Source organism: Lacticaseibacillus nasuensis JCM 17158 (genome assembly GCF_001434705.1).
GTDB lineage: Bacteria > Bacillota > Bacilli > Lactobacillales > Lactobacillaceae > Lacticaseibacillus > Lacticaseibacillus nasuensis.
The window spans coordinates 235,992-255,581 of record NZ_AZDJ01000001.1 but is presented as its reverse complement, the minus strand read 5'-3'; the positions used below and the strand labels follow the sequence as shown (position 1 = coordinate 255,581).

The following is a 19,590-nucleotide window of genomic DNA, read 5'->3' as shown; positions in this document are numbered from 1 at the left end:
GTGCCTGCTCGCCACCAGGGCCAGCGAACACGTCTTATTTGACTGGCACTTCTTCCATTTGGTAGGCCTCGATTTGATCGTCGACCTTGATGTCGTTGTAGCCTTCGATGGTCAAACCAAGTTCAAAGCCTTGACGGACTTCCTTGACGTCATCCTTGAAGCGCCGCAGGGAACCCAGCTCGCCTTCGTGAATGACGATGCCATCGCGAATCAAGCGGACCTTGCTGTCGCGGGTGATGAAGCCGGTGTCGACGAAGCCGCCGACCACGGTCCCAATCTTGGAAACCGGAATCGTTTCGCGAACGGTGATGGAGCCGGTGACCTTTTCTTCATAGGTCGGCTCGAGCATCCCCTTCATCGCGCTTTCGATTTCTTCAATCGCCTTGTAAATGACGCGGTGCAGGCGAATGTCCACATTCTCGGCGTCGGCTTGTTGCTTGGCTTGCGCCGTTGGCCGAACGTTGAAGCCGATAATGATCGCGTTGCTGGCGCTGGCCAGCGTGACGTCACTTTCGTTGATGGCCCCAACGGCTTGGTGAATGATGTTGACCCGCACGCCTTCGACTTCAATCTTGTTCAGCGAGTTAGCCAAGGCTTCAACGGAGCCTTGCACGTCAGCCTTGATGATGACGTCAACTTCTTTGAGTTGACCTTCCTTCATCGTTTCAAACAAGTTGTCCAGCGTCACGTGATTGGTCTGCTGACGTTCCTTGTCCAAGGCCCGCTTGGCGCGTTCTTCACCGGCCGCACGCGCAGATTTTTCATCGTCAAAGACGACAAACTTATCGGCGGATTGTGGCACGTCGTTCAAGCCGGTAATTTCGACTGGCGCAGAAGGCTTGGCCTCCTTGACCCGCCGGCCGCGATCGTTGGTCATCGTCCGCACGCGGCCGAAGGTATTGCCGACCACGATTGGATCGCCGACCCGCAGCGTTCCTTGTTGCACCAACACGGTGGTGACAGGGCCGCGGCCCTTGTCCAACCGGGCTTCGATGACGGTCCCAATCGCCTTTTGCTCAGGGTTGGCCTTGAGTTCGAGGACGTCGGCTTCCAACAAAATCATTTCCAAGAGTTCGTCGATATTCTTGCCAAACTTGGCCGAAATCTCGACGAAAATCGTCTCGCCGCCCCATGCTTCTGGAATCAGTTGGTATTCCGCCAATTGCTCCATGACGTGGTTCGGGTTGGCGCCTGGCTTATCAATTTTGTTGACTGCGACGATGATCGGCGCATTGGCTGCCTTGGCGTGGTTGATCGCTTCGATGGTCTGTGGCATTACGCCATCATCGGCCGCAACGACCAAAATGATGATGTCGGTGATGTCCGCACCACGCGCCCGCATGTTGGTAAAGGCCGCATGCCCTGGCGTATCCAGGAAGGTGATCAAGCGGTCGTTCAAGCGCACCTGGTAGGCCCCGATGTGCTGGGTAATCCCACCGGCTTCGCCTTCAGTTACGTGCGTGTGACGCAGCTTATCCAACAGCGTCGTCTTCCCGTGGTCAACGTGGCCCATGATGGTCACAACTGGCGGCCGTGGGGCAAGGTGCTCCGTATTGCCGGTTTCTGCTTCGTAAAGCGTATCGATATCGGCAATATCTTGTTCGACTTTTTCCTCGGCATCGATGCCATAATCGGTCGCAACCAATTCGATGGTATCCTTGTCGAGACTTTGGTTCTGGTTCACCATGATGCCAAGCATGAAGAGCTTCTTGATGATTTCGGCTGGCTCGCGGTGCAAGATTTTACCCAGATCCTGGGCATTCATCCCGACCGTATAGATCAGTTTATCTGGCAATGGACGCTCCTTGCGCTGCGGCATTTCCTTTTTCGGCTGACTTTGTTGTTGCCGGCGGTTCTTCTTGTTGCGCCGGTTATTAAACCGACTGCCAGTCCCGTAGCGGCTGTTCCCGAATTGATTGCTGTTCGGTGTGTTGCGCCGGCGACTGGAGGCATTCGCAGAAGCAGCTGGTTTCGCCGCTGCCGGCGTGGCTCGACTCGGCGTCGGGGCCGGCGCAGCTGGCTTAGCGACCGGCTTTTGGACCGCCGGACGGGGCGCTGCGGCGCGTTCTTCCTTGCGCTGCTGCTTCGCCTTCAACTCCTGGATGAACTTGTCATCATTGCCAGCAACTGGCCGCGGATTACCATTGGCTTGCGTCCGCCGACCTGCGCGTGGCATCGGGGCCGGACCCACGTTGCCGAGCGAATTGCGACGCTCGAAGCGGCCATTGCCGCGATTGTTATTACGGGAATCGGTCCGATTACCCTCTGCCCGCGGTTGGCTACTGCGCTGTTGACCAGACCGCTGCTGACCGGGCCGCGCTTGGCCGCCGTTGGTGCGGTTTTGGCCTTGCGTTCCAGGGCGGCGATTGCCTGGCGCCTGCGTGTTGTGCGGCCGGCGAATCGCAGACTTACTGATCTTCGTCTTACCGTCCGCGGTTTTTTGCACCGTGTGATGCGTGCCTGGCTTTAAGTCCTTAGCCGGCTCCGTCGGCTTAGCTTCGGCCTTGGCCGGTTCGGCAGGCTTGGTTTCGGCCTTAGCAGGTTCTGCTGGCTTTGTCGGTTCTGCAGCCTTAGCAGGTTCTGCAGCCTTAGCTGCGGTTGCTGGCTTGGTAGCCGGCTTTGTTTCACTCACGGCCTTGGCGGCAGGTTTCGCAGCGGATTTAGCGGCTGGCTTGGCGCCAGCACGCTTCTTCATCGCCTGTTGGATTGTTGTCATTTGCGCGTCGTCAATCGACGCCATGTGGTTTTTAAACTTGATGCCTTGGTCCTTGGCGACCGCCAGGACTTCCTTACTGGTGACATTGAGTTCCTTGGCAAATTCATAGACTCGTTTTTTGCCCATATCATCACGCTCCCATTTAGATTAGGTGAGCAGCTTTATGAGCTTCTTGGCGAAGCCCGAATCGGTTACCGCGACCACCGACCGCAACGCTCCGATGGCGTTGGACAGTTGGTCGCGGGTGAGGGCCGTGGACAGCGGCACCTCATAAAAGCTACTTTTATCACTGATTGTTTTGGTTGTATTTTTCGCCGTATCGCTGGCCAACATGACTAGCTTAGCGCTACCGTCGCGGATCGCGGTGAGGACAAACCCCTCACCGGTCGTCAACTTGCCGGCACGCCGGGCGAGGCCAAGCAATTGCTCGGCTTGCTGAATTGGCGTCATTGCTTCTGCCCAAACAGTTCTTGGCGGGCCTTTTGGTGATCGACATAGGCAAACAGCTCGTCGTAAAACTCGGCTGGCACCTTCAGGCTAAACGCCTTTTCGATGATGCCCTTGCCTTTAGCCTGCTTCACCGCAGCCGGGTCCAGCGCCACATAAGCGCCGCGCCCTGCCGCCTTACCGGTCGGGTCGATAGCCACGGTGTCATCGGCATTCTTGACGATCCGCACCATTTCCTTTTTGGGATGCATCTCCCCGGTCAATAAATCCTTGCGCATTGGAATCTTTCGTTGTTTCACGGCTTATTCCTCCGTGGCATCCGGTGTGGTGGGTTGCTCGGCAGGCGCAGCCGAATCAGCAGCTTCATCGGCATCCTCAGTCGGTGCTGCCGCTTCTGGCGTTGCCGCGTCAGCTGCGGTATCGTCTGCTGCTTCGTCGCCTAGCACGGCTTCGTCGGCTTCTTCCAGCTCGTCATCGTCGACGAATTCGACTTCAGACTCTGGCTTGATGTCGATTTTATAGCCGGTAAGCTTGGCCGCGAGCCGGGCGTTTTGCCCCTTTTTCCCAATGGCCAAGGACAGCTGGTAATCTGGGACGATCACCGTGCAGGAGCGGTCGTTGTCTTCGTCGTTGAACTGCACGGCGATGACTTGCGCCGGGTTCAAGGCGTTGGCGATATAATCCACCGGGTCTTCTTCCCATTGCACGACATCCATGTTTTCGCCGGATAACTCGTTGACGACTTTCTGGACGCGGGACCCCTTCGGCCCAACGGCGGTACCGACCGCATCGACGTTGGCATTGGTCGAGCGTACGGCAATCTTGGTGCGATCGCCGGCTTCACGGGCAATCCCCGCAATTTCGACCACCCCATCATAGATTTCCGGGACTTCTTGTTCAAACAGACGCTTGACCAATCCAGGATTCGTCCGCGACACGAAGACTTGCGGGCCCTTGCTGGTGTTTTCGACCTTGGACACAAACACCTTGATCTTGTCATGCGGTTCGTAGTGCTCGTTAGGCATTTGATCCTGGCGGCCCAAAACGGCTTCGATCTTGCCGAGGTTGACGTAGATAAACTTGTTATCGCGCCGCTCGACTTCGCCCATCATGATTTCGTTCTCGTATTGGGAGTACTCGTCGTACACGATGGCGCGTTCCGCCTCGCGCACGCGCTGCATGATGACCTGCTTGGCCGTTTGCGCCGCGATGCGGCCAAAGTCCTTCGGGGTGACCTCGAAGCGAATCTCGTCGCCGATTTCATAGGCGCGATTCAAGGCCAAGGCATCCTTTAAGCTCACTTCCAGCCGGGAGTCGAAGACTTGCTCCGTGACTTCCTTCACCGCAAACACGTGGATGTCGCCTTTTTCTTGGTCGAATTGGACTTCAACGTTTTGCGCTTGGTTGTAGTTGCGCTTGTAGGCCGACTCCAAGGCTGCTTCCAGCGCTTCGATGACGACTTCCTTCTTGACGCCTTTTTCCCGCTCAAGCGCGTCTAAGGCTTCAATCATTTCTTTAGACATGTGCATTCCTCTTCTTTATTAAGTTGTGACCCACCACGAATTAAAATTCGATGGCTAAGCGCGCATTGGCAATGGCCTGCCGCTCGAACTCGACGCTGTGTGTGCGCGTCTTGTCCTTGATGGCCAAGGTCAGCGTGGTTGGCGTCAGCGCGGCCAAGGTGCCTTCAAACACCTTCTGCCCGTCTTGCTTCTTGAACAGCGAGATGTGAATGTACTGACCGATGGCCGCTTCGTAATCCGCTTCTTGGCGTAATGGCCGTTCCGCACCGGAGCTGGACACCTCGAGAAAATAGGCCTGTGGAATCGGATCTGGGTCCGCTGCGTCCAGTTTTTCGGACAAGGCCTCACTGACCATCACGCACTCGTTCAGCGAAATGCCCCCGGGCTTATCGATGTACACCCGCAGGTACCAGCCGCCGCCTTCCTTCACGAACTCGATGTCGCTCAGGTAAAAGTCGTGCGCTGCCAGAATCGGTTGCACCATGTCTGTGACTGTTTCGACTACCGTACTCAATCTTTTCCCCCCTTTTGACTGCGTTGTTCGACCAACTCCAAGAAAAAGAGTGAGCATTTCTGCTCACTCCCCGACGGCCGACTTAATTCATAGGCTTACTATACCACTGATGCCAGCGCAACGCAACGCGCGTTCAGACCTTGGTCACGGCGGTTACCCGGCCAGCCACTAATTGGATCATGTAGGTTTGCTTGGCGGCAACTGGGTAGTACAACGTGACCTGCTCGCCGGTTTTGCCAGTGAGGCGAATGTAGCGCAACGGGAACCCGACGTGATTGAACACCGCGTAAACGAATTGCCCCTCTCGCACGGCGGTCACGGCTTTGACGCTCGCATATTTTGGCGTGGCTTGTTTGAGAACTGCCGTCACCATTACGACGCGATCGGCGCGATAGGTCACCGCCACATCAGTGCTGGCATAACCGGTTACCCGCGCGTGCCAGGTCCGAGTCACAGTTTTTGACCCGTCGCTTTGCGTCGCCACCCCGGTGCTGTTGGGTTTGCCCATAATCGCCGACGCCTCACTGCTTGTGGTGTCCACCCCCACCGCCCACAGTTGGCTCACGGCAATGGTATGTTGCGCCGAGTTTGCCGCCGAAGACTGCTTGGCTTGGGGACGCTTGGCCGATGCCGCCGACTTCGCCGCCGAACTGGTAGTGACCTTAGCTGGGGTCGACTTGGCGCTCTGGCTGGTTCGGGCCGGCTTAGCCGCCGGCTGGTGATTGGCCCAGCCGAACCAAAAGATCAACCCCACCAGCGCCACGATGGGCAACCACATCACCAACATCACCACGATTTGCGTCGGCGTGTACCGGTGCTGCTTGGACTTAGCCTGAGTAGCCGGACGCGGTTTGTCTTGGGCAATCGGCGCAGCAGTTGGTGCTGGCTTGGCGCCAGGTTTAGCCGCTGTTGGCTCAGCTTGCGGCTTTGCCGTGACTGTTGGCTGCGGTTTTGGCGCGGGCCGGGCCGGCTTCACCGACTGGTGCTGCGGTGCTTGGTGCGCCTTGGTTTTTGGAAAAAGTTGTGAGCCGTGACCCGACCCGAGACCTAATCCTTTTTTCATCCCAAATCCTCTTAGAACAAGCCTTCAAATAACGAGAGCTGGTTTTCGTCCGGTAAGTCGTCGAGCACGTGGTTGTCGGTGAGGTAGTCGATTAAGGTCTTCGACACCTTGCCACGATCAGCCAGGTCCTGCTTGGACAAGAATGGTTTCTCTTCGCGCGCCGCCATGATTTGCTTGGCGACGTTATCGCCCAACCCCGGCACCGCCCGAAACGGTGCTAACAACGTGTGGTCGTCGACGATGGTGAAGTCGTGGGCGTCTGAATGGTCGATGTCGACCATCTTGATGGTGAACCCGCGCTCGAGGCATTCGTTGGCCAGCTCTAACACCGTCAGCAAACTCTTTTCCTTAGCCGAAGCGTCCATCCCCTTGTCGGTGATTTCCTTCATCGCCGCTTTGACCGCGTCCTTGCCGTGGCTCATCGCCACGAGGTCAAAGTCTTCGGCCCGCACGGAAAAGTACGCTGCGTAATACACCAGCGGGTAGTACACCTTAAACCAGGCAATGCGCAACCCCATCAGGTCGTACGCCGCGGCGTGGGCCTTCGGGAACATGTACTTGATCTTCAGGCAGGAATCGATGTACCAATCCGGCACGTTTTCGTTGTCCCGCATGGCTTGTTGCCACTCGTCTGGAATACCGCGGCCCTTGCGCACGTGCTCCATGATGTTGAAGGCCATGGAGTCGTCCATGCCCCAGTGAATCAAGTCCATCATGATGTTGTCACGACAGCCGATGACTTCCTTGATGGTGACGGTGCCGTTTTGGATGAGCTCCTCGGCGTTGCCTAACCACACATCGGTGCCATGGGACAAGCCGGAAATCTGCAGCAGCTCGGAGAACTTCTTTGGGTGTGTTTCCTCCAGCATGCCGCGCACAAAGCGCGTGCCAAACTCGGGCACGCCGAGCGTCCCGGTTTTGGAATTGATTTGCTCGGGGGTGACCCCGAGTGCCTCTGGGCTGGAAAACAGCGACATCACGCCGGGGTCATCCATGGGAATGCTCTTCGGCTCGACGCCGGACAAATCCTGCAACATGCGGATCATCGTCGGGTCATCATGCCCCAGGACATCCATCTTCAAGATGTTGTCGTGAATCGAATGAAAGTCAAAGTGGGTCGTCATCCAGGCGGCGCCCATGTCGTCGGCCGGATATTGAATCGGCGTGAAGTCGTAAATATCCTTATCCGCCGGCACAATCAAGATGCCCGCCGGGTGCTGACCGGTGGTGCGTTTCACCCCGGTGGCCCCTTGCGCGAGGCGCTCGATTTCAGCGCCGCGGAACATCTGGTCCGTGTCGCGCTCGTAAGCCTTGACGTAACCATAGGCGGTTTTATCGGCGACGGTGGCGATGGTGCCGGCGCGAAACGCGTGGTCCTCACCGAACCGGACCTTGATGTAGTTATGCGCCACTGGCTGGTAGTCCCCGGAAAAGTTCAAGTCGATATCGGGTACTTTGTCGCCGTGGAAGCCCAGGAAGGTTTCAAACGGAATGTCTTGGCCGTCCTTGTGTAGATTGGCGCCACACTTTGGGCAGGCCTTGTCGGGTAAGTCGTAGCCTGAGCCGTATTCGCCCTTAGTAAAAAACTGGGAGTACTGGCAGTTCGGGCAGCGGTAATGTGGCGGCAACGGATTGATCTCCGTGATGCCGGACATCGTCGCCGCCAAGCTGGAGCCAACAGACCCCCGCGAGCCAACCAGGTAGCCGTCCTTGTTGGACTTCAACACCAGCTGCTGGGCGATGTTATAAATCACCGAGAACCCGTTGCCGATAATCGACTTGAGCTCCTTGTCCAGCCGCGCCTGCACGATTGCCGGCAACGGATCGCCGTAAAGCTTGTGCGCCGTTTGCATCACGTCTTCGCGCAGGTGCTCGTCAACGCCGGGAATTTCCGGCGTGTAGAGTTTGTCCTTCACGGGGGTGATGTCGCCATCGATCCAGTCGGCCACGGTGTGCGTGTTGGTGACCACCAGTTGCTCGGCGACGTCGGCCCCAAGCCAACTAAAGGCGTCTAACATTTCCGCGGTGGTGCGGAAATGCACGTCAGGCAGCTCATGGCGGTTCAACGGATTGGCCCCGCCCTGGCTGTGAATCAAAATCTTGCGGTAAATCGCGTCATTTTCGTCGAGGTAATGCGCATCCCCGGTGGCCACCACCGGCTTGTCTTGCGCGGCGCCAATCTTAACGATCTGCTCGATGATTTCGCGCAAATGGGCGTCGTCTTGAATCAAGCCGCTTTCAATCAGCGGCGCATACACCGCGGGCGGTTGCACCTCGAGGTAGTCGTAGAACTTCGCCTTTTCGGCAGCGGCGGCATAGCCTTTTTGCATCATCGCGGTGAAGACTTCCCCGGACGAACATGCCGAGCCGACGATCAGACCTTCGCGCAACTTTACCAGTTGGCTACGCGGCACGCGCGGCAGACGGTAATAATACTTCACGTTGCTGAGCGACACGAGCTTGAACAAGTTCTTCAACCCCGCTTGCGTCTTCGCGTAAACAATCGCGTGGCTGGGGCGGCTTTGCTTGTAAGCCGAGTCCATGCCGATGCGGCTGTTGAGTTGGTCGAGTCGCGTGATGTTGTACTTGGCCGCGGCTTCTTTGGCCAGCGCGTACAACAAATACCCCGTGGCCTCGGAGTCGGCGTTGGCCCGGTGGTGATGGTCCAGCGAAATCTTGTAGGCCTTGGTCAAGGTGTCGAGCTTGTGGTTCTTGCGCTCCGGGTGCAGCATCCGCGACAACTCGAGGGTGTCGATTACCGGATTTTCAATCTGCGCTTCGCCGAGCCGGTCGTAACCGGCATTCATGAAGCCAACATCAAAGGTGACGTTGTGGCCCACCAGAATCGTGTCCGCGCTAAATTCACGGAACTGTTGCAACACGGTGGCCTCGGTTTTGCTACCGTGCACCATGTCGTCGGTGATGTGCGTCAGGTTAATGGTGAATTCGGACAAAGGAAAACCAGGGTCGATCAGCTCTTCAAACGAGTCGATGACCTTGCCGTCTTGCATCTTCACCGCCGCAACTTCGATAATCTTGTCGTAAACGGCGGACAGCCCCGTGGTTTCCAGGTCGAAGACGACATAGGTGGCGCCGGCCAAGTCGACAGGTTGATTGGCGTTAAACGCCACCGGTGAGCCGTCATCGACCAGGTTAATTTCCACGCCGTACAGCATTTTGATGCCGGCCTTGGCCGCGGCGGTGTGCGCCTCGGGATACGCCTGCAAGCCGGCGTGATCCGTCACGCCGATGGCCGGGTGCCCCCAGTCGGCGGCGCGCCGAATATAATCCCCGATGCCGGTGATGGCATCCATTTGCGACATGTTCGTGTGCAGGTGCAACTCGATGCGCTTGTCGCCGGCGGCCGTGTCCTGCTTCACCGGATGCGCCACTTCTTGAATGTCGTTGGCCATGACGGTGAGCTCGCGCGAGAAGTTATCTTCTTGCACCGACCCGCGCACACGCAACCACATGCCTTCGTGAATCTGGTCGAAAATCGCCTCGTCTTCGGCCCCGTTGGAGAATTTTTTCACCAAAAACGAGCTGGTGTAGTCGGTGATTTTGAGCATCATCAACTTGCGGTTGGAGCGCAAGGTGCGCACCTCGTAGTTGAAGACATAGCCTTCGATGATGACCGAGCGTTCCTCTTCGGTGATGCTGCTCATTTGCTGCGCGGGTTCATCGAGCTTCAAGCCGCGGCCGAGTTGAACCGGCCCGCTGGCGCCCGGATGATTGCGCTGCGCCTGTTCGCGCTCTTGCACCACCGCGGCGGCGCGCTGGGCCAGCTCGGCAGTTTCTTGCGCGTGCTTGGCGCGCATCGCCGCTTCCTTGGCCTCGGATTGCGCGGCGTCAACCAGCGCCTCCAGGTGGAGATCCGGGAAGCCAACCCGCTGGTAGGCTTCGGTGAGTTTGCCGAGCCCCTGCTTCACCAAGAAGCCTTGCACGACTTCGTTGGCGGCCATGAGCGTCACCCGACTGCCTTGCAGCTGCGGGGTTTGTTTCTCGCAGGCTTCACGCACCAGACTCGAGTCGATGCCGGCGTGCGCCACCACATAGGACCAGTAACCATTGATCAAGCCTTGCGTCACCTGGGGCGCGGTGGTTTGAATCGTCAGCGATACCTGCGCGATGTCCTTGAAGGCCAGCGTCAGGTGCTGGGAAAAGGTCGTAAAAATCTGCACCGGCAAAATGTCGGGCAAACCAATGGTGAAATCGTACCGCCGCGATTTCAAGTGCGCGACGACGGTTTCCACAGTGCCTTCAGCAAATCCCGGATACGCCGCCACGTCTTGCGGCAGTTGCAGCTGGGAGAGTAATTTTTGAAACATGTCGCCCTTACTTAGTGCCAAGTGAGCCACCCTTTCTGAATCATGTTGCGTCTATCGTAACCCGATTGCCGAGCGTGAACAAGACGCAAAACGAGGCGGCAGGTGCCGCCTCGTTGTCGGTTAATCGAGTTGATCGCGCAGAATCGCCAGTGAATTCGGCAATTCGGCTTGTTTGACCTCTAGCGTCTCACCGGTTTTGCGCAGCTTGACCTCGACGATACCATCTTCGGCCTTTTTGCCGACGGTGACGCGTAGCGGAATGCCGATCAGGTCGCTTTCGGCAAACTTGACCCCTGCGCGTTCCTTGCGGTCGTCCAGCAAAACGCTGTAGCCGGCTGCTTCAAGCTGCTCGGTAATGGCCGTGGCCAAATCAGCCTGGGCGGCCTGCTTCATGTTGACCGGAATGACGTGCACGTCAAACGGCGCAATTGTCTTCGGCCACACCAGCCCGTTGTCGTCGGCTTGCTGCTCGGCAATGGCACTCAGCAACCGGGACACGCCGATACCATAAGAACCCATGATGATCGGCTGGTTGCGTCCATTTTCATCCAAGAAGTTCGCGTTCATGATCTTGGTGTAGCGTGTGCCCAGTTTGAAAATGTGGCCGATTTCGATGCCCTTGGTGAACTGCAAGGTGCCATTGCCATCCGGCGCTGGCTCGCCGGCGGTCACGAAGCGAATATCGGCCATTGTTTCCGGCGTGAAGTCGCGATCGATGGCCACGTTTTGGTAATGCGTGGCCGCCGCGTTGGCGCCGGCCACCATGTTCACAGCGCCGCGCAAGGTGTTGTCGGCGATGATGCGCACGGTGTCGTCGACGCCAACCGGCCCGATGTTGCCAATGGCCGCGTGCATGTATTGCTCGACTTGCTCCGGCGTGGCCATGGCGAGAAAATCTGCCCCCAACAAATTCTTGAGCTTGACGTCATTGACCTCAAAGTCGCCGCGCACCAGCGCTAACACCGGCGCGTCATCGGCCATGAACAACACGGCCTTGATTAGCTGGCTGGCCGGCACGTTGAGCTTGGCGCTGACTTCTTCAATCGTCTTAGCGTCACCGGTATCAACTTTCGTCAATTCGCCCGGCGTCTCGTGGCTCGGTGTGATGGTCAAGCCACTGGTGGCCATTTCCAAGTTGGCCGCGTAGTCGGATTGATCCGAGTAGACAATGGTGTCTTCCCCGATGGCGGCGATGGCGGAGAATTCCTTGGAATCCTTGCCGCCCATCGCCCCGCCGTCGCCGATGATGGTGCGGAAGTTCAGGCCCATCCGGTTGAAAATGTTGGTGTAGGCCTTTTCCATGTCGTGATACACGACATCGAGATCCGCTTCGTTGGCGGTGAAGGAATACGCATCTTTCATGATGAACTCGCGGCCGCGCAACAAGCCGTAACGAGGCCGGTCTTCATCGCGGAATTTTTCTTGGATTTGGTACAACACCAGCGGCATCTTCTTGTAGCTGGTGAGCTGGTTGCGCACCATGTCCGTGAAGGTTTCCTCGTGCGTCGGGCCCAGCAACATCTCGCGGTCGTGGCGATTCTTTAACTTGAACAACTCGGGACCATACGTGGCCAGGCGCCCGGACTCCTCCCACAACGCAGCGGGAATCAACGTCGGCATCTTCATCTTCACCGCGTCGATCTTGGTCATTTCGTCATCGATGATGGCTTCAATTTTCTCCAGCACCCGAGTGGCCAGCGGCAAATAAGCGTAAACGCCGGCGCTAACCTGACGAATAAAGCCGGAACGCAACATCATCTGGTGGGACTTGGCCTCGGCGGTGTTCGGCACCTCTTTGGTCGTGGGAATGAATAACCGAGATTGTTTCATTAAAAAATAGCCTCCAATTGATAGTAAGTTGTGAACCGGGGCGGTTAAGAGGCGGAGCACAGGCGCCGCCTAGTGCTTGAAAGGCGGGCTTTGCCTTTCGAGTGCTAGGTGGTCCTGTGTGTAGCTTCTTGCCCCGGCGAACACGATTAAGTTGTGAGCGAAGGCGGTTAGCGGACGGAGCGTAGGCGCCGCCTGAGTGCTGAAGCACGGGTTTTGTGCTTCGGTGCTCAGGTGGTCCTACGTGCAGTCCGCTGCCTTCGCGAACACGATTAAGTTGTGAGCCGGGGCGGTTAAGAAGCGGAGCGTAAGCGCCGCCTGAGTGCTTGAAGCGCGGGTTTTGCGCTTCGAGTGCTCAGGTGGACTTACGCGGAGTTTCTTGCCCCGGCGAACACGATTAAGTTGCAAGCACCCCGCTAAAACTGCCGCATAATATCATTGATTGTCACGGCAATCATCAACAGCACCATGGCGCCGGCGCCAATCAGCGTGACCAGCCCTTCTTTTTCCTGCGACAGCGGCTTGCGGCGAATGAGCTCGATCAGGTTCAGCAGGATCTTGCCGCCATCGAGCACGGGAATCGGGATCAGGTTCATGACGCCTAAGTTGACGCTGAGGTACGCCGCGAACACGACGAGGCTCATCACCCCACCGCTGGCCGCCTGGCTGGTCATCGTGTAGATACCCACCGGCCCGGCGAGCTTGTTCAACGAGAAGTGGCCGGTGACCATTTGCCCGAGCACGTGGAAAATGCGCGTGGCGATGCTCCAGGTTTCGCTAAAGCCGTATGCCACCGCGGTACCAAAATTATGCGTGATGCTGGGATAAATCCCAATCGTGCCGGACTTCGGCTGAATCGCTAACGACTTAACGGCTTGACTGCCAGGCGCACGATACCGCAAGCGAACCGCGTCGCCCTTCGCCGTTTTGCCGACTTGGTTGGCGATGGCCGTGAAGCTGGCGACCTGCTTGCCGTTAACGCTGATGATGGTGGCGTTGGCGGGTAACCCGGCCTTAGCCGCCGGCGAGGCCTGGACGATCTGGCCGATTTGATTGGTGTCGAGTTGCTGGACGCCGGCGACGGCCCCGACGCCGATGAACACCAGAATCGCGAGGATGAAATTATTCATCGGCCCGGCGAAGTTCACCAGCAGGCGCTTCCAGATGCTGGCGTTTTGAAACTGCACGTCTTCCGGGGCGATGATGACCTCGGTGCCGTCCGGTTCGATAATCGTGGCATCGTGATCGACGGCCCAGTGTTGCAGCTCGTCTTCGTTGCCGTTGGCGTAGCCTTCAATCACCAAGTCGTGGGTCAAATCGACCTTGCCGACTTGCACGGGAATGCCGCCTTGTAGCGTCGTTTTATCGCTGGTGTTGATGCGCGTGACGACGCCGGCCGAGTTGAGCTCAATGGCTAACTGCGTGCCGGGTTTGATCTCGTCGTCCTCATCCTGCCACCCGGCCATGCGGACATAACCGCCCAGCGGCAACAGCCGCAACGTGTAGGTGGTGTGATTGCGCCGCGTGGCAATCAACTTGGGGCCCATGCCGATGGAAAACTCGCGGACCAAGATGCCGGAGCGTTTGGCAAAAATGAAGTGGCCGAATTCGTGCACGAGCACAAGCACGAAAAATACCACGATAAACGCAATAATTGTGGCCATGTCGCCACCTCCTTAATGAAGTAAAGCCAAGCTTATGCCATCCCCAACAGGTGCAGCATTGGCAGCACTAACAATAAACTGTCGAAGCGATCCAAGATGCCGCCGTGACCCGGCAGAATTTTGCCGGAGTCCTTCACGCCGTAGTAGCGCTTCAAGGCGGATTCGATCAGGTCGCCCAGCGAGCCCATGATCGACAGGAACAACGCGATGCCAAGCATTGGCCAGAAGCTATAGAGTTGCGGCTGGAATTGAATGTAGATGGCGGCGAAAATCACAGCGACGAGATTGCCGCCGATGCTGCCTTCCCAAGTTTTATTCGGGCTAATGGCCGGCCACAGCTTGTGCTTGCCGAATGCGCGGCCGATAAAGTACGCGCCGGAATCGGTGAGCCACACTAGAATCAAGGCGAACAACAAGGTGTCTAGCCCCGCGCCGTTGCGCACGGCAATCAGGTTGTGGAACCCGGTGCCGATGTAAAATACCGACAGCGCCACCACCGCCACGTCATCGTAGGTCGTGCGGTTCTTGCTGGCCACGGTGACCAAGAGCAACACCACGATGATGACGTAAATCACGTCGAGGCGGGTGAGGTGGCTGGGCAGCCAGCCGTAAAACCGGTCAGGCACCGTCACTGCCAACACGCCGAGCGCCGCGACGAGAAAGTCGCCGGAAACGATGACGCGTTTGCGCATGATAAAGATTTCGGACATGGCGATCACCGCCAAGGCGCAGGCGGCCACTTCGAGCCACAAGCCGCCGGCGATCAAAATCGGAATGAAAATGATCAAGGCGACCACAGCCGTGATGATTCGTTGCTTCATAAAAAAGGTTCCTCCAGTTATGAGTTTAAGCCACCAAAGCGCCGATCGCGTTGCTGATACTCGAGAATGGCTGCTTCTAGCGCCGCCGGGGTAAAGTCCGGCCAGTACAAATCCGTAAAGACAAGCTCGCTATACGCCAGCTGCCACAGCAAGAAATTCGAGATGCGCTCCTCGCCGCTGGTGCGAATCAGCAAGTCCGGATCGGCTAACTTTCCCAGCGGGGCGGTCATCAAGTGGCTGGCCACCGTGCTCGCGTCGATGGTGGCGGGGTCGAGTTGCCCCGCGGCGGCGGCTTGCGCAATTTGTTGCGTCGCTAGAACCAACTCGTCGCGGCCGCCATAGTTCAAGGCGAAGTTGAGAATCATGCCGGTGTTCTTAGCGGTGTCGGCCATCGCGGCTTCGGCGGCTTGGCGCGTGGCGGCCGGCAAGGCGTCGAGCTCCCCCATCACCTGTACGCGGACGTTTTCTTTAATCAAGTCGGGCATGAACACGTTGAAAAAATCGACCGGTAACTTCATCAAGTAGCCGACCTCGCTATCGGGCCGCTTCCAGTTTTCGGTGGAAAACGCGTAGAGCGTCAGGCACTTGATGCCAAGGTGGCTGGCCGCCATGGTGATGGTCTTGACGTTTTCCATGCCTTGCTTGTGCCCCGCCACGCGTGGCAAGAACCGCCGCTTGGCCCAGCGCCCGTTGCCATCCATAATAATGGCCACGTGTGCCGGCAGCCGCGCCGGATCGAGTGTGGGTTGTTTAGCCACGATTGTTCCTCCCTGCGTTAAGTCATACTGGTTCATTATAGCAGAGCCGCCGCACGCCGGGTATAAGCGGCCACGAAAAAAGGAAAACGCAACTTTGCGTCTTCCTGCTCGATTATTTACGCGCGGCTTGGATGCGGACCATCAAGGCGGCGGCATCAAAGGCCGCCTGTTTGCCCGGCACGGCCGGCGACGGCGCCTTGACTTTAATGCGCTGTGCCTTAGCGGCGTGCGGCAGCGTAAAACTCAAGGTGGTCGCATAATTGCCGGAAAGCGTCAGGTTGTACACGCCTTTTTCCCCGCCTTGTTTGCCCGTGTTGCTTTTCTTTAACTGCTCAGTAAAGAGTTTTGAATACGTCTTGCCTTGCGCGCCATACCCCGTGTCGCGCATCGTCGCCAGCACCCGGCCGTTTTGCAGTCGGTACGTGCCGGCGGTGACCCAGGCGACCACGTGCGTGCTGTCTTCGCGATAAAGGACAGACACGTTGACGCTGCCATTCGGGTTGAACTGGAAATACGCCCGACTATCCTTAGCCGTCCGTGCCGACACGCCGACGGCAGAATCTTCTTTGTTATTCGTAAATGCGTACACCGTCGACTGCCGAAACCGCGTGTGCCCGAGGTTATACAACTGATGGGTGTACCACCAGCCGGCCCCGGCGGCAATCACCACCACGGCGGCGGCAAGCAACCACCACAATTTCTTGCCGCGGCGGCGCGGCGCAGCCGGCACCGGCGCCACCCCAGTCGGGGGCGTCGGTGGCACCGCGGTTGGCGGCTGTGGCGCCTGCGGTTGGGTTGGTGTGGCCGCGGGTTGTGGTTGACTCGGTTGCGTGGTCGGCGCGGGTTGGGCGGGCGCGGTCACAGCGCCCACGACGGCCCCACAATTGGCACAGAACTTTGCGCCAGGCACCAGCTCGGCGCCGCAATTCGGACAATATTTCATTGGTCTCCCCCATTTTGCTCAGAATATTTTTGCAAATGTCGATAGATGGCGCGGACGTCGACGCCGTTCTTGGCCACGGCCACGGGTTTGGCGTGGGGCTTAAAGGTATCGTTAGAATGCACGCCTTTTTCTGTCACGAACGTGTACTTCGCCATGTTCCCGTGGCTGAGTCCTAACTGGTACGTCCCCCTGAGTCTGTATTTCCTCCCTAGCCGGGTGAAAGAATGTGGCTTTTTCGTCACTAGCTTGGCCATTGAGAGATCTGCCCCATAATAAATCTTGCCAGTCATCTTGATTCGAAGCTGATGCTTGGTCAGCCGATAGGAGCCCGCCTTAACGGTAAAGTTATAATATTGACCCTTGCCTTTGTCCTTGAAGATATAGAGATGATACATCTTGCCATCGGGCAGAAACTGAAAATACTCTCTGTCATTCTTCAGCATCGTCGGGTCTGCGCCACCTAGTTGCACTTGGTCGTGGCCACCTTGCCACGCATAAGTCGTCGCCTGACGAAACCGCGTGTGCTTGAAGTTAAACAGGCGATGCGTATACCACCACCCACCGCCGACGACTAGCACCACGACCGCGGCGGCAACGAGCAGCAGCCGCCACTTAATTCGACGCGGCTGCTGTGGGGCTGCCGGCAGTGGTTTGATGGCGCTGGGTTGCTCAGGCGTCGGCGGCGTTGGGGCCGGCGTGGCGGTTTCGGCCACGGTGCCAACCGCCACCCCGCATTGATCACAGAATTTCGCCCCTGGGGTAAGCTCGGCGCCGCAATTTGAACAATATTTCATCGATTTCCTCCGGTAGGTTAGTGTTTAGCGGCTTGCCAGCGGGTGAAAATGCTTTGTGCATCGAACCCACCCTTATCGACGGTGACCGGCGCGGCGGTCGGCTTGAAGGTTTCGTGATACACCTTGCCCGCCTTGCTGGTGTAATCATACTTAAAGAGCTGATCCTTCACCAAGCTGTATGAATACGTGCCGTCATTGCTATTGGTCTTGTAAGCAATCTTAGGCGTTTTAGTCATCAGGCTGGCGACGCTATCCGTGCGCACCGCGTAACTTCTCGCCGTCAGGTGGAAGGTCAGCTGGTTGTGCTTAAGCTGGTAAGTGCCCGTCGAGGCGACGCCGTGATAAACGCCGGCTTCGACCTTCGTCATGGCCACCCAATACACCTTGCCATTGGGCGTGAAGGTCATGTAGGCGACGTTAGTTTTGTGACCAGTCGGGCTGACCCCACCAAACTGCGATCCGCTCTCGCCTTGCCAGGCGTAAACCGTTGCCTGCCGGAAGCGCGAGTGCGTGAGATTATACAGTTGGTGCGTGTACCACCAGCCGCCAGCGGCCAGAATGACGACGACGGCCGCGCCGATGCCGAGCAGCCACTTGGTGCGCTTAGGCTTGGCTGGTTGAGCGGCGGCCACCGGCGCAATCGGGGTGATTGGCTGGGCCGCTTGTGGTGCAGGCGCTGGTGTCGTGGCGGCGGCAACCGGCGTGCCACACTTTGGGCAAAACTTATCGGCTGCGGTTAAGGCCGCCCCACAATGTTCACAATATTTCATCATCATTCCCCCACTTTCTGCGCTAAATATACCATGAAAGCACCACGCTGCGGCTGATTCCGGGCAAAAAAAAGAGGCATCGCTGCCTCTTTGGATTAGCCTTCGGTAATTTCTTTTTCTTTCGCGGCAGCAATCTCATCGATTTTCTTGCCGGCGTCGTCGGTCACTTTTTGCATGTCCTTCTCGGCGCGGTGCAAGTCGTCTTCGGTGATGTCGCCGGCTTTTTCCTGCTTCTTCAGCTTGTCCAAGGCGTCGCGGCGGATGTTGCGAATGGCAATCTTCGCCTCTTCGGCGTGCTTGCCGACTTCCTTGGCGATTTCCTGGCGACGCTCACCGGTGAGCTGCGGAATCACGAGGCGAATGGCAGAGCCGTCATTGGCCGGGTTGATGCCGAGGTCGCTCATGTTGATGGCCGCTTCGATATCCTTAAGGCTGGACTTGTCGTAAGGGGTAATCATCAACACGCGGGCTTCGGGAATCGTAATGGCGGCCATTTGGTTCAACGGCGTTGGGGTACCGTAGTATTCCACCTCGATGCCGTTTAACAGGCCAGCGTTGGCGCGCCCGGCGCGAATGCCGGTTAAGTCGCGTTCCAGCGCGGCTTCGGACTTACCCATCGACTGCTTTGCTTGTTCGATAATTGGATTTGCCATGCTATTCTCTCCCTTGAATCGTCGTGCCGATGTTTTCTCCTTCAACGACGCGGCGAATATTGTCAGCTTCATTCAGGTTGAACACGACCAACGGAATATCGTTATCCATCGACAAGGTGCTGGCCGTCGAGTCCATGACGTGCAGGTTCTTGTTGATGATGTCGAGATGGGACAATTCCGTGTACTTCACCGCCGTGGTGTCCTTATTCGGATCGGCGGAGTAAACGCCGTCGACGCCGTTTTTGGCCATTAAGATGACGTCGGCGCCGATTTCGGCGGCACGCAAGGCGGCGGTGGTGTCGGTGCTAAAGTACGGGTTGCCGGTGCCGCCGGCGAAAATCACGACGCGCCCTTTTTCCAAGTGACGCACGGCCTTACGCCGGATGTACGGCTCGGCAATTTGCCGCATCTCGATTGAGGTCTGGACCCGGGTCGGTACGCCGAGGCTTTCCAGGTTATCCTGCAAGGCCAAGCCGTTCATCACCGTCGCCAGCATCCCCATGTAGTCGGCCTGGGCGCGTTCCATGCCCATTTCGGCGCCGGTTTCGCCGCGCCAAATGTTGCCGCCGCCGCAGACGATGGCGATTTGGACGCCGAGGTCATGGACGGCTTTGATTTGCTCGGAAATGGTCTTGATCACCGGCGGCTTGATGCCAAAACCACCAGGGCCGGCCAGCGCTTCACCGCTGACTTTCAAGACGATGCGTTTATATTTAATCATGTGAGGGTCCTTCCTGATTTGCTAGTAACAGTTTACCATATCTTCCGG

16 protein-coding genes are annotated in these 19,590 nt (G+C 57.7%); all 16 read right to left on the bottom strand.

Features of this window, described 5'->3' with window-relative positions:
- Nucleotides 1-34 precede the first annotated feature (34 nt).
- A complete protein-coding gene (gene infB, locus FD02_RS01265; RefSeq protein WP_056949923.1) occupies nt 35-2,842 on the bottom strand; it encodes a translation initiation factor IF-2 in 2,808 nt (935 codons plus the stop codon).
- A 21-nt stretch (nt 2,843-2,863) separates the two neighbouring features.
- Entirely contained in the window at nt 2,864-3,166 is a 303-nt protein-coding gene (locus FD02_RS01260) for a L7Ae/L30e/S12e/Gadd45 family ribosomal protein (protein ID WP_054723298.1), read from the bottom strand.
- Entirely contained in the window at nt 3,163-3,462 is a 300-nt protein-coding gene (rnpM, locus tag FD02_RS01255) for an RNase P modulator RnpM (protein WP_054723297.1), read from the bottom strand. The genes FD02_RS01260 and rnpM overlap by 4 nt, the downstream gene beginning before the upstream one ends.
- A 3-nt stretch (nt 3,463-3,465) precedes the next feature.
- Nucleotides 3,466-4,686: a transcription termination factor NusA gene (gene nusA / locus FD02_RS01250; protein WP_056949922.1), complete on the bottom strand. Its 1,221-nt coding sequence runs from the start codon at nt 4,684-4,686 to the stop codon at nt 3,466-3,468.
- Nucleotides 4,687-4,726: 40 nt separating this feature from the next.
- Nucleotides 4,727-5,200, bottom strand: a complete 474-nt coding sequence (rimP, locus tag FD02_RS01245) for a ribosome maturation factor RimP (protein ID WP_056949921.1) — start codon at nt 5,198-5,200, stop codon at nt 4,727-4,729.
- A gap of 133 nt (nt 5,201-5,333) precedes the next feature.
- Entirely contained in the window at nt 5,334-6,263 is a 930-nt protein-coding gene (locus tag FD02_RS01240; protein WP_056949920.1) for a hypothetical protein, read from the bottom strand.
- A gap of 11 nt (nt 6,264-6,274) precedes the next feature.
- Nucleotides 6,275-10,612, bottom strand: a complete 4,338-nt coding sequence (locus FD02_RS01235; RefSeq protein WP_056949919.1) for a PolC-type DNA polymerase III — start codon at nt 10,610-10,612, stop codon at nt 6,275-6,277.
- 99 nt (nt 10,613-10,711) lie between these two features.
- The gene (locus FD02_RS01230; protein WP_054723295.1) at nt 10,712-12,421 is read right to left on the bottom strand and encodes a proline--tRNA ligase; all 1,710 of its coding nucleotides are present in this window, start codon (nt 12,419-12,421) and stop codon (nt 10,712-10,714) included.
- A gap of 413 nt (nt 12,422-12,834) precedes the next feature.
- Entirely contained in the window at nt 12,835-14,082 is a 1,248-nt protein-coding gene (gene rseP, locus FD02_RS01225; RefSeq protein WP_056949918.1) for an RIP metalloprotease RseP, read from the bottom strand.
- 32 nt (nt 14,083-14,114) lie between these two features.
- Complete coding sequence (locus tag FD02_RS01220) at nt 14,115-14,903, bottom strand: phosphatidate cytidylyltransferase (protein WP_054723294.1); 789 nt, start codon at nt 14,901-14,903, stop codon at nt 14,115-14,117.
- Nucleotides 14,904-14,920: 17 nt separating this feature from the next.
- A complete protein-coding gene (locus tag FD02_RS01215; RefSeq protein ID WP_235806652.1) occupies nt 14,921-15,661 on the bottom strand; it encodes an isoprenyl transferase in 741 nt (246 codons plus the stop codon).
- A gap of 112 nt (nt 15,662-15,773) precedes the next feature.
- Nucleotides 15,774-16,604, bottom strand: a complete 831-nt coding sequence (locus FD02_RS01210; protein WP_056949916.1) for a zinc ribbon domain-containing protein — start codon at nt 16,602-16,604, stop codon at nt 15,774-15,776.
- Nucleotides 16,601-17,398: a zinc ribbon domain-containing protein gene (locus FD02_RS01205; protein ID WP_054723508.1), complete on the bottom strand. Its 798-nt coding sequence runs from the start codon at nt 17,396-17,398 to the stop codon at nt 16,601-16,603. The genes FD02_RS01210 and FD02_RS01205 overlap by 4 nt, the downstream gene beginning before the upstream one ends.
- A 17-nt stretch (nt 17,399-17,415) precedes the next feature.
- Complete coding sequence (locus FD02_RS01200) at nt 17,416-18,168, bottom strand: zinc-ribbon domain-containing protein (RefSeq protein ID WP_162255561.1); 753 nt, start codon at nt 18,166-18,168, stop codon at nt 17,416-17,418.
- 95 nt (nt 18,169-18,263) lie between these two features.
- Complete coding sequence (frr, locus tag FD02_RS01195) at nt 18,264-18,821, bottom strand: ribosome recycling factor (RefSeq protein ID WP_054723511.1); 558 nt, start codon at nt 18,819-18,821, stop codon at nt 18,264-18,266.
- Nucleotide 18,822: 1 nt separating this feature from the next.
- The gene (gene pyrH / locus FD02_RS01190) at nt 18,823-19,542 is read right to left on the bottom strand and encodes a UMP kinase (RefSeq protein ID WP_054723512.1); all 720 of its coding nucleotides are present in this window, start codon (nt 19,540-19,542) and stop codon (nt 18,823-18,825) included.
- Nucleotides 19,543-19,590 lie beyond the last annotated feature (48 nt).

Bases quoted from the DNA above. Each gene is read 5' to 3' on its own strand.
- rseP (WP_056949918.1), bottom strand. From the start codon at position 14,082: ATGGCCACAATTATTGCGTTTATCGTGGTATTTTTCGTGCTTGTGCTC.
- FD02_RS01230 (WP_054723295.1), bottom strand. From the start codon at position 12,421: ATGAAACAATCTCGGTTATTCATTCCCACGACCAAAGAGGTGCCGAAC.
- nusA (WP_056949922.1), bottom strand. From the start codon at position 4,686: ATGTCTAAAGAAATGATTGAAGCCTTAGACGCGCTTGAGCGGGAAAAA.
- infB (WP_056949923.1), bottom strand. From the start codon at position 2,842: ATGGGCAAAAAACGAGTCTATGAATTTGCCAAGGAACTCAATGTCACC.
- FD02_RS01260 (WP_054723298.1), bottom strand. From the start codon at position 3,166: ATGACGCCAATTCAGCAAGCCGAGCAATTGCTTGGCCTCGCCCGGCGT.
- FD02_RS01210 (WP_056949916.1), bottom strand. From the start codon at position 16,604: ATGAAATATTGTCCGAATTGCGGCGCCGAGCTGGTGCCTGGCGCAAAG.
- FD02_RS01220 (WP_054723294.1), bottom strand. From the start codon at position 14,903: ATGAAGCAACGAATCATCACGGCTGTGGTCGCCTTGATCATTTTCATT.
- pyrH (WP_054723512.1), bottom strand. From the start codon at position 19,542: ATGATTAAATATAAACGCATCGTCTTGAAAGTCAGCGGTGAAGCGCTG.
- FD02_RS01240 (WP_056949920.1), bottom strand. From the start codon at position 6,263: ATGAAAAAAGGATTAGGTCTCGGGTCGGGTCACGGCTCACAACTTTTT.
- frr (WP_054723511.1), bottom strand. From the start codon at position 18,821: ATGGCAAATCCAATTATCGAACAAGCAAAGCAGTCGATGGGTAAGTCC.
- FD02_RS01200 (WP_162255561.1), bottom strand. From the start codon at position 18,168: ATGAAATATTGTGAACATTGTGGGGCGGCCTTAACCGCAGCCGATAAG.
- FD02_RS01205 (WP_054723508.1), bottom strand. From the start codon at position 17,398: ATGAAATATTGTTCAAATTGCGGCGCCGAGCTTACCCCAGGGGCGAAA.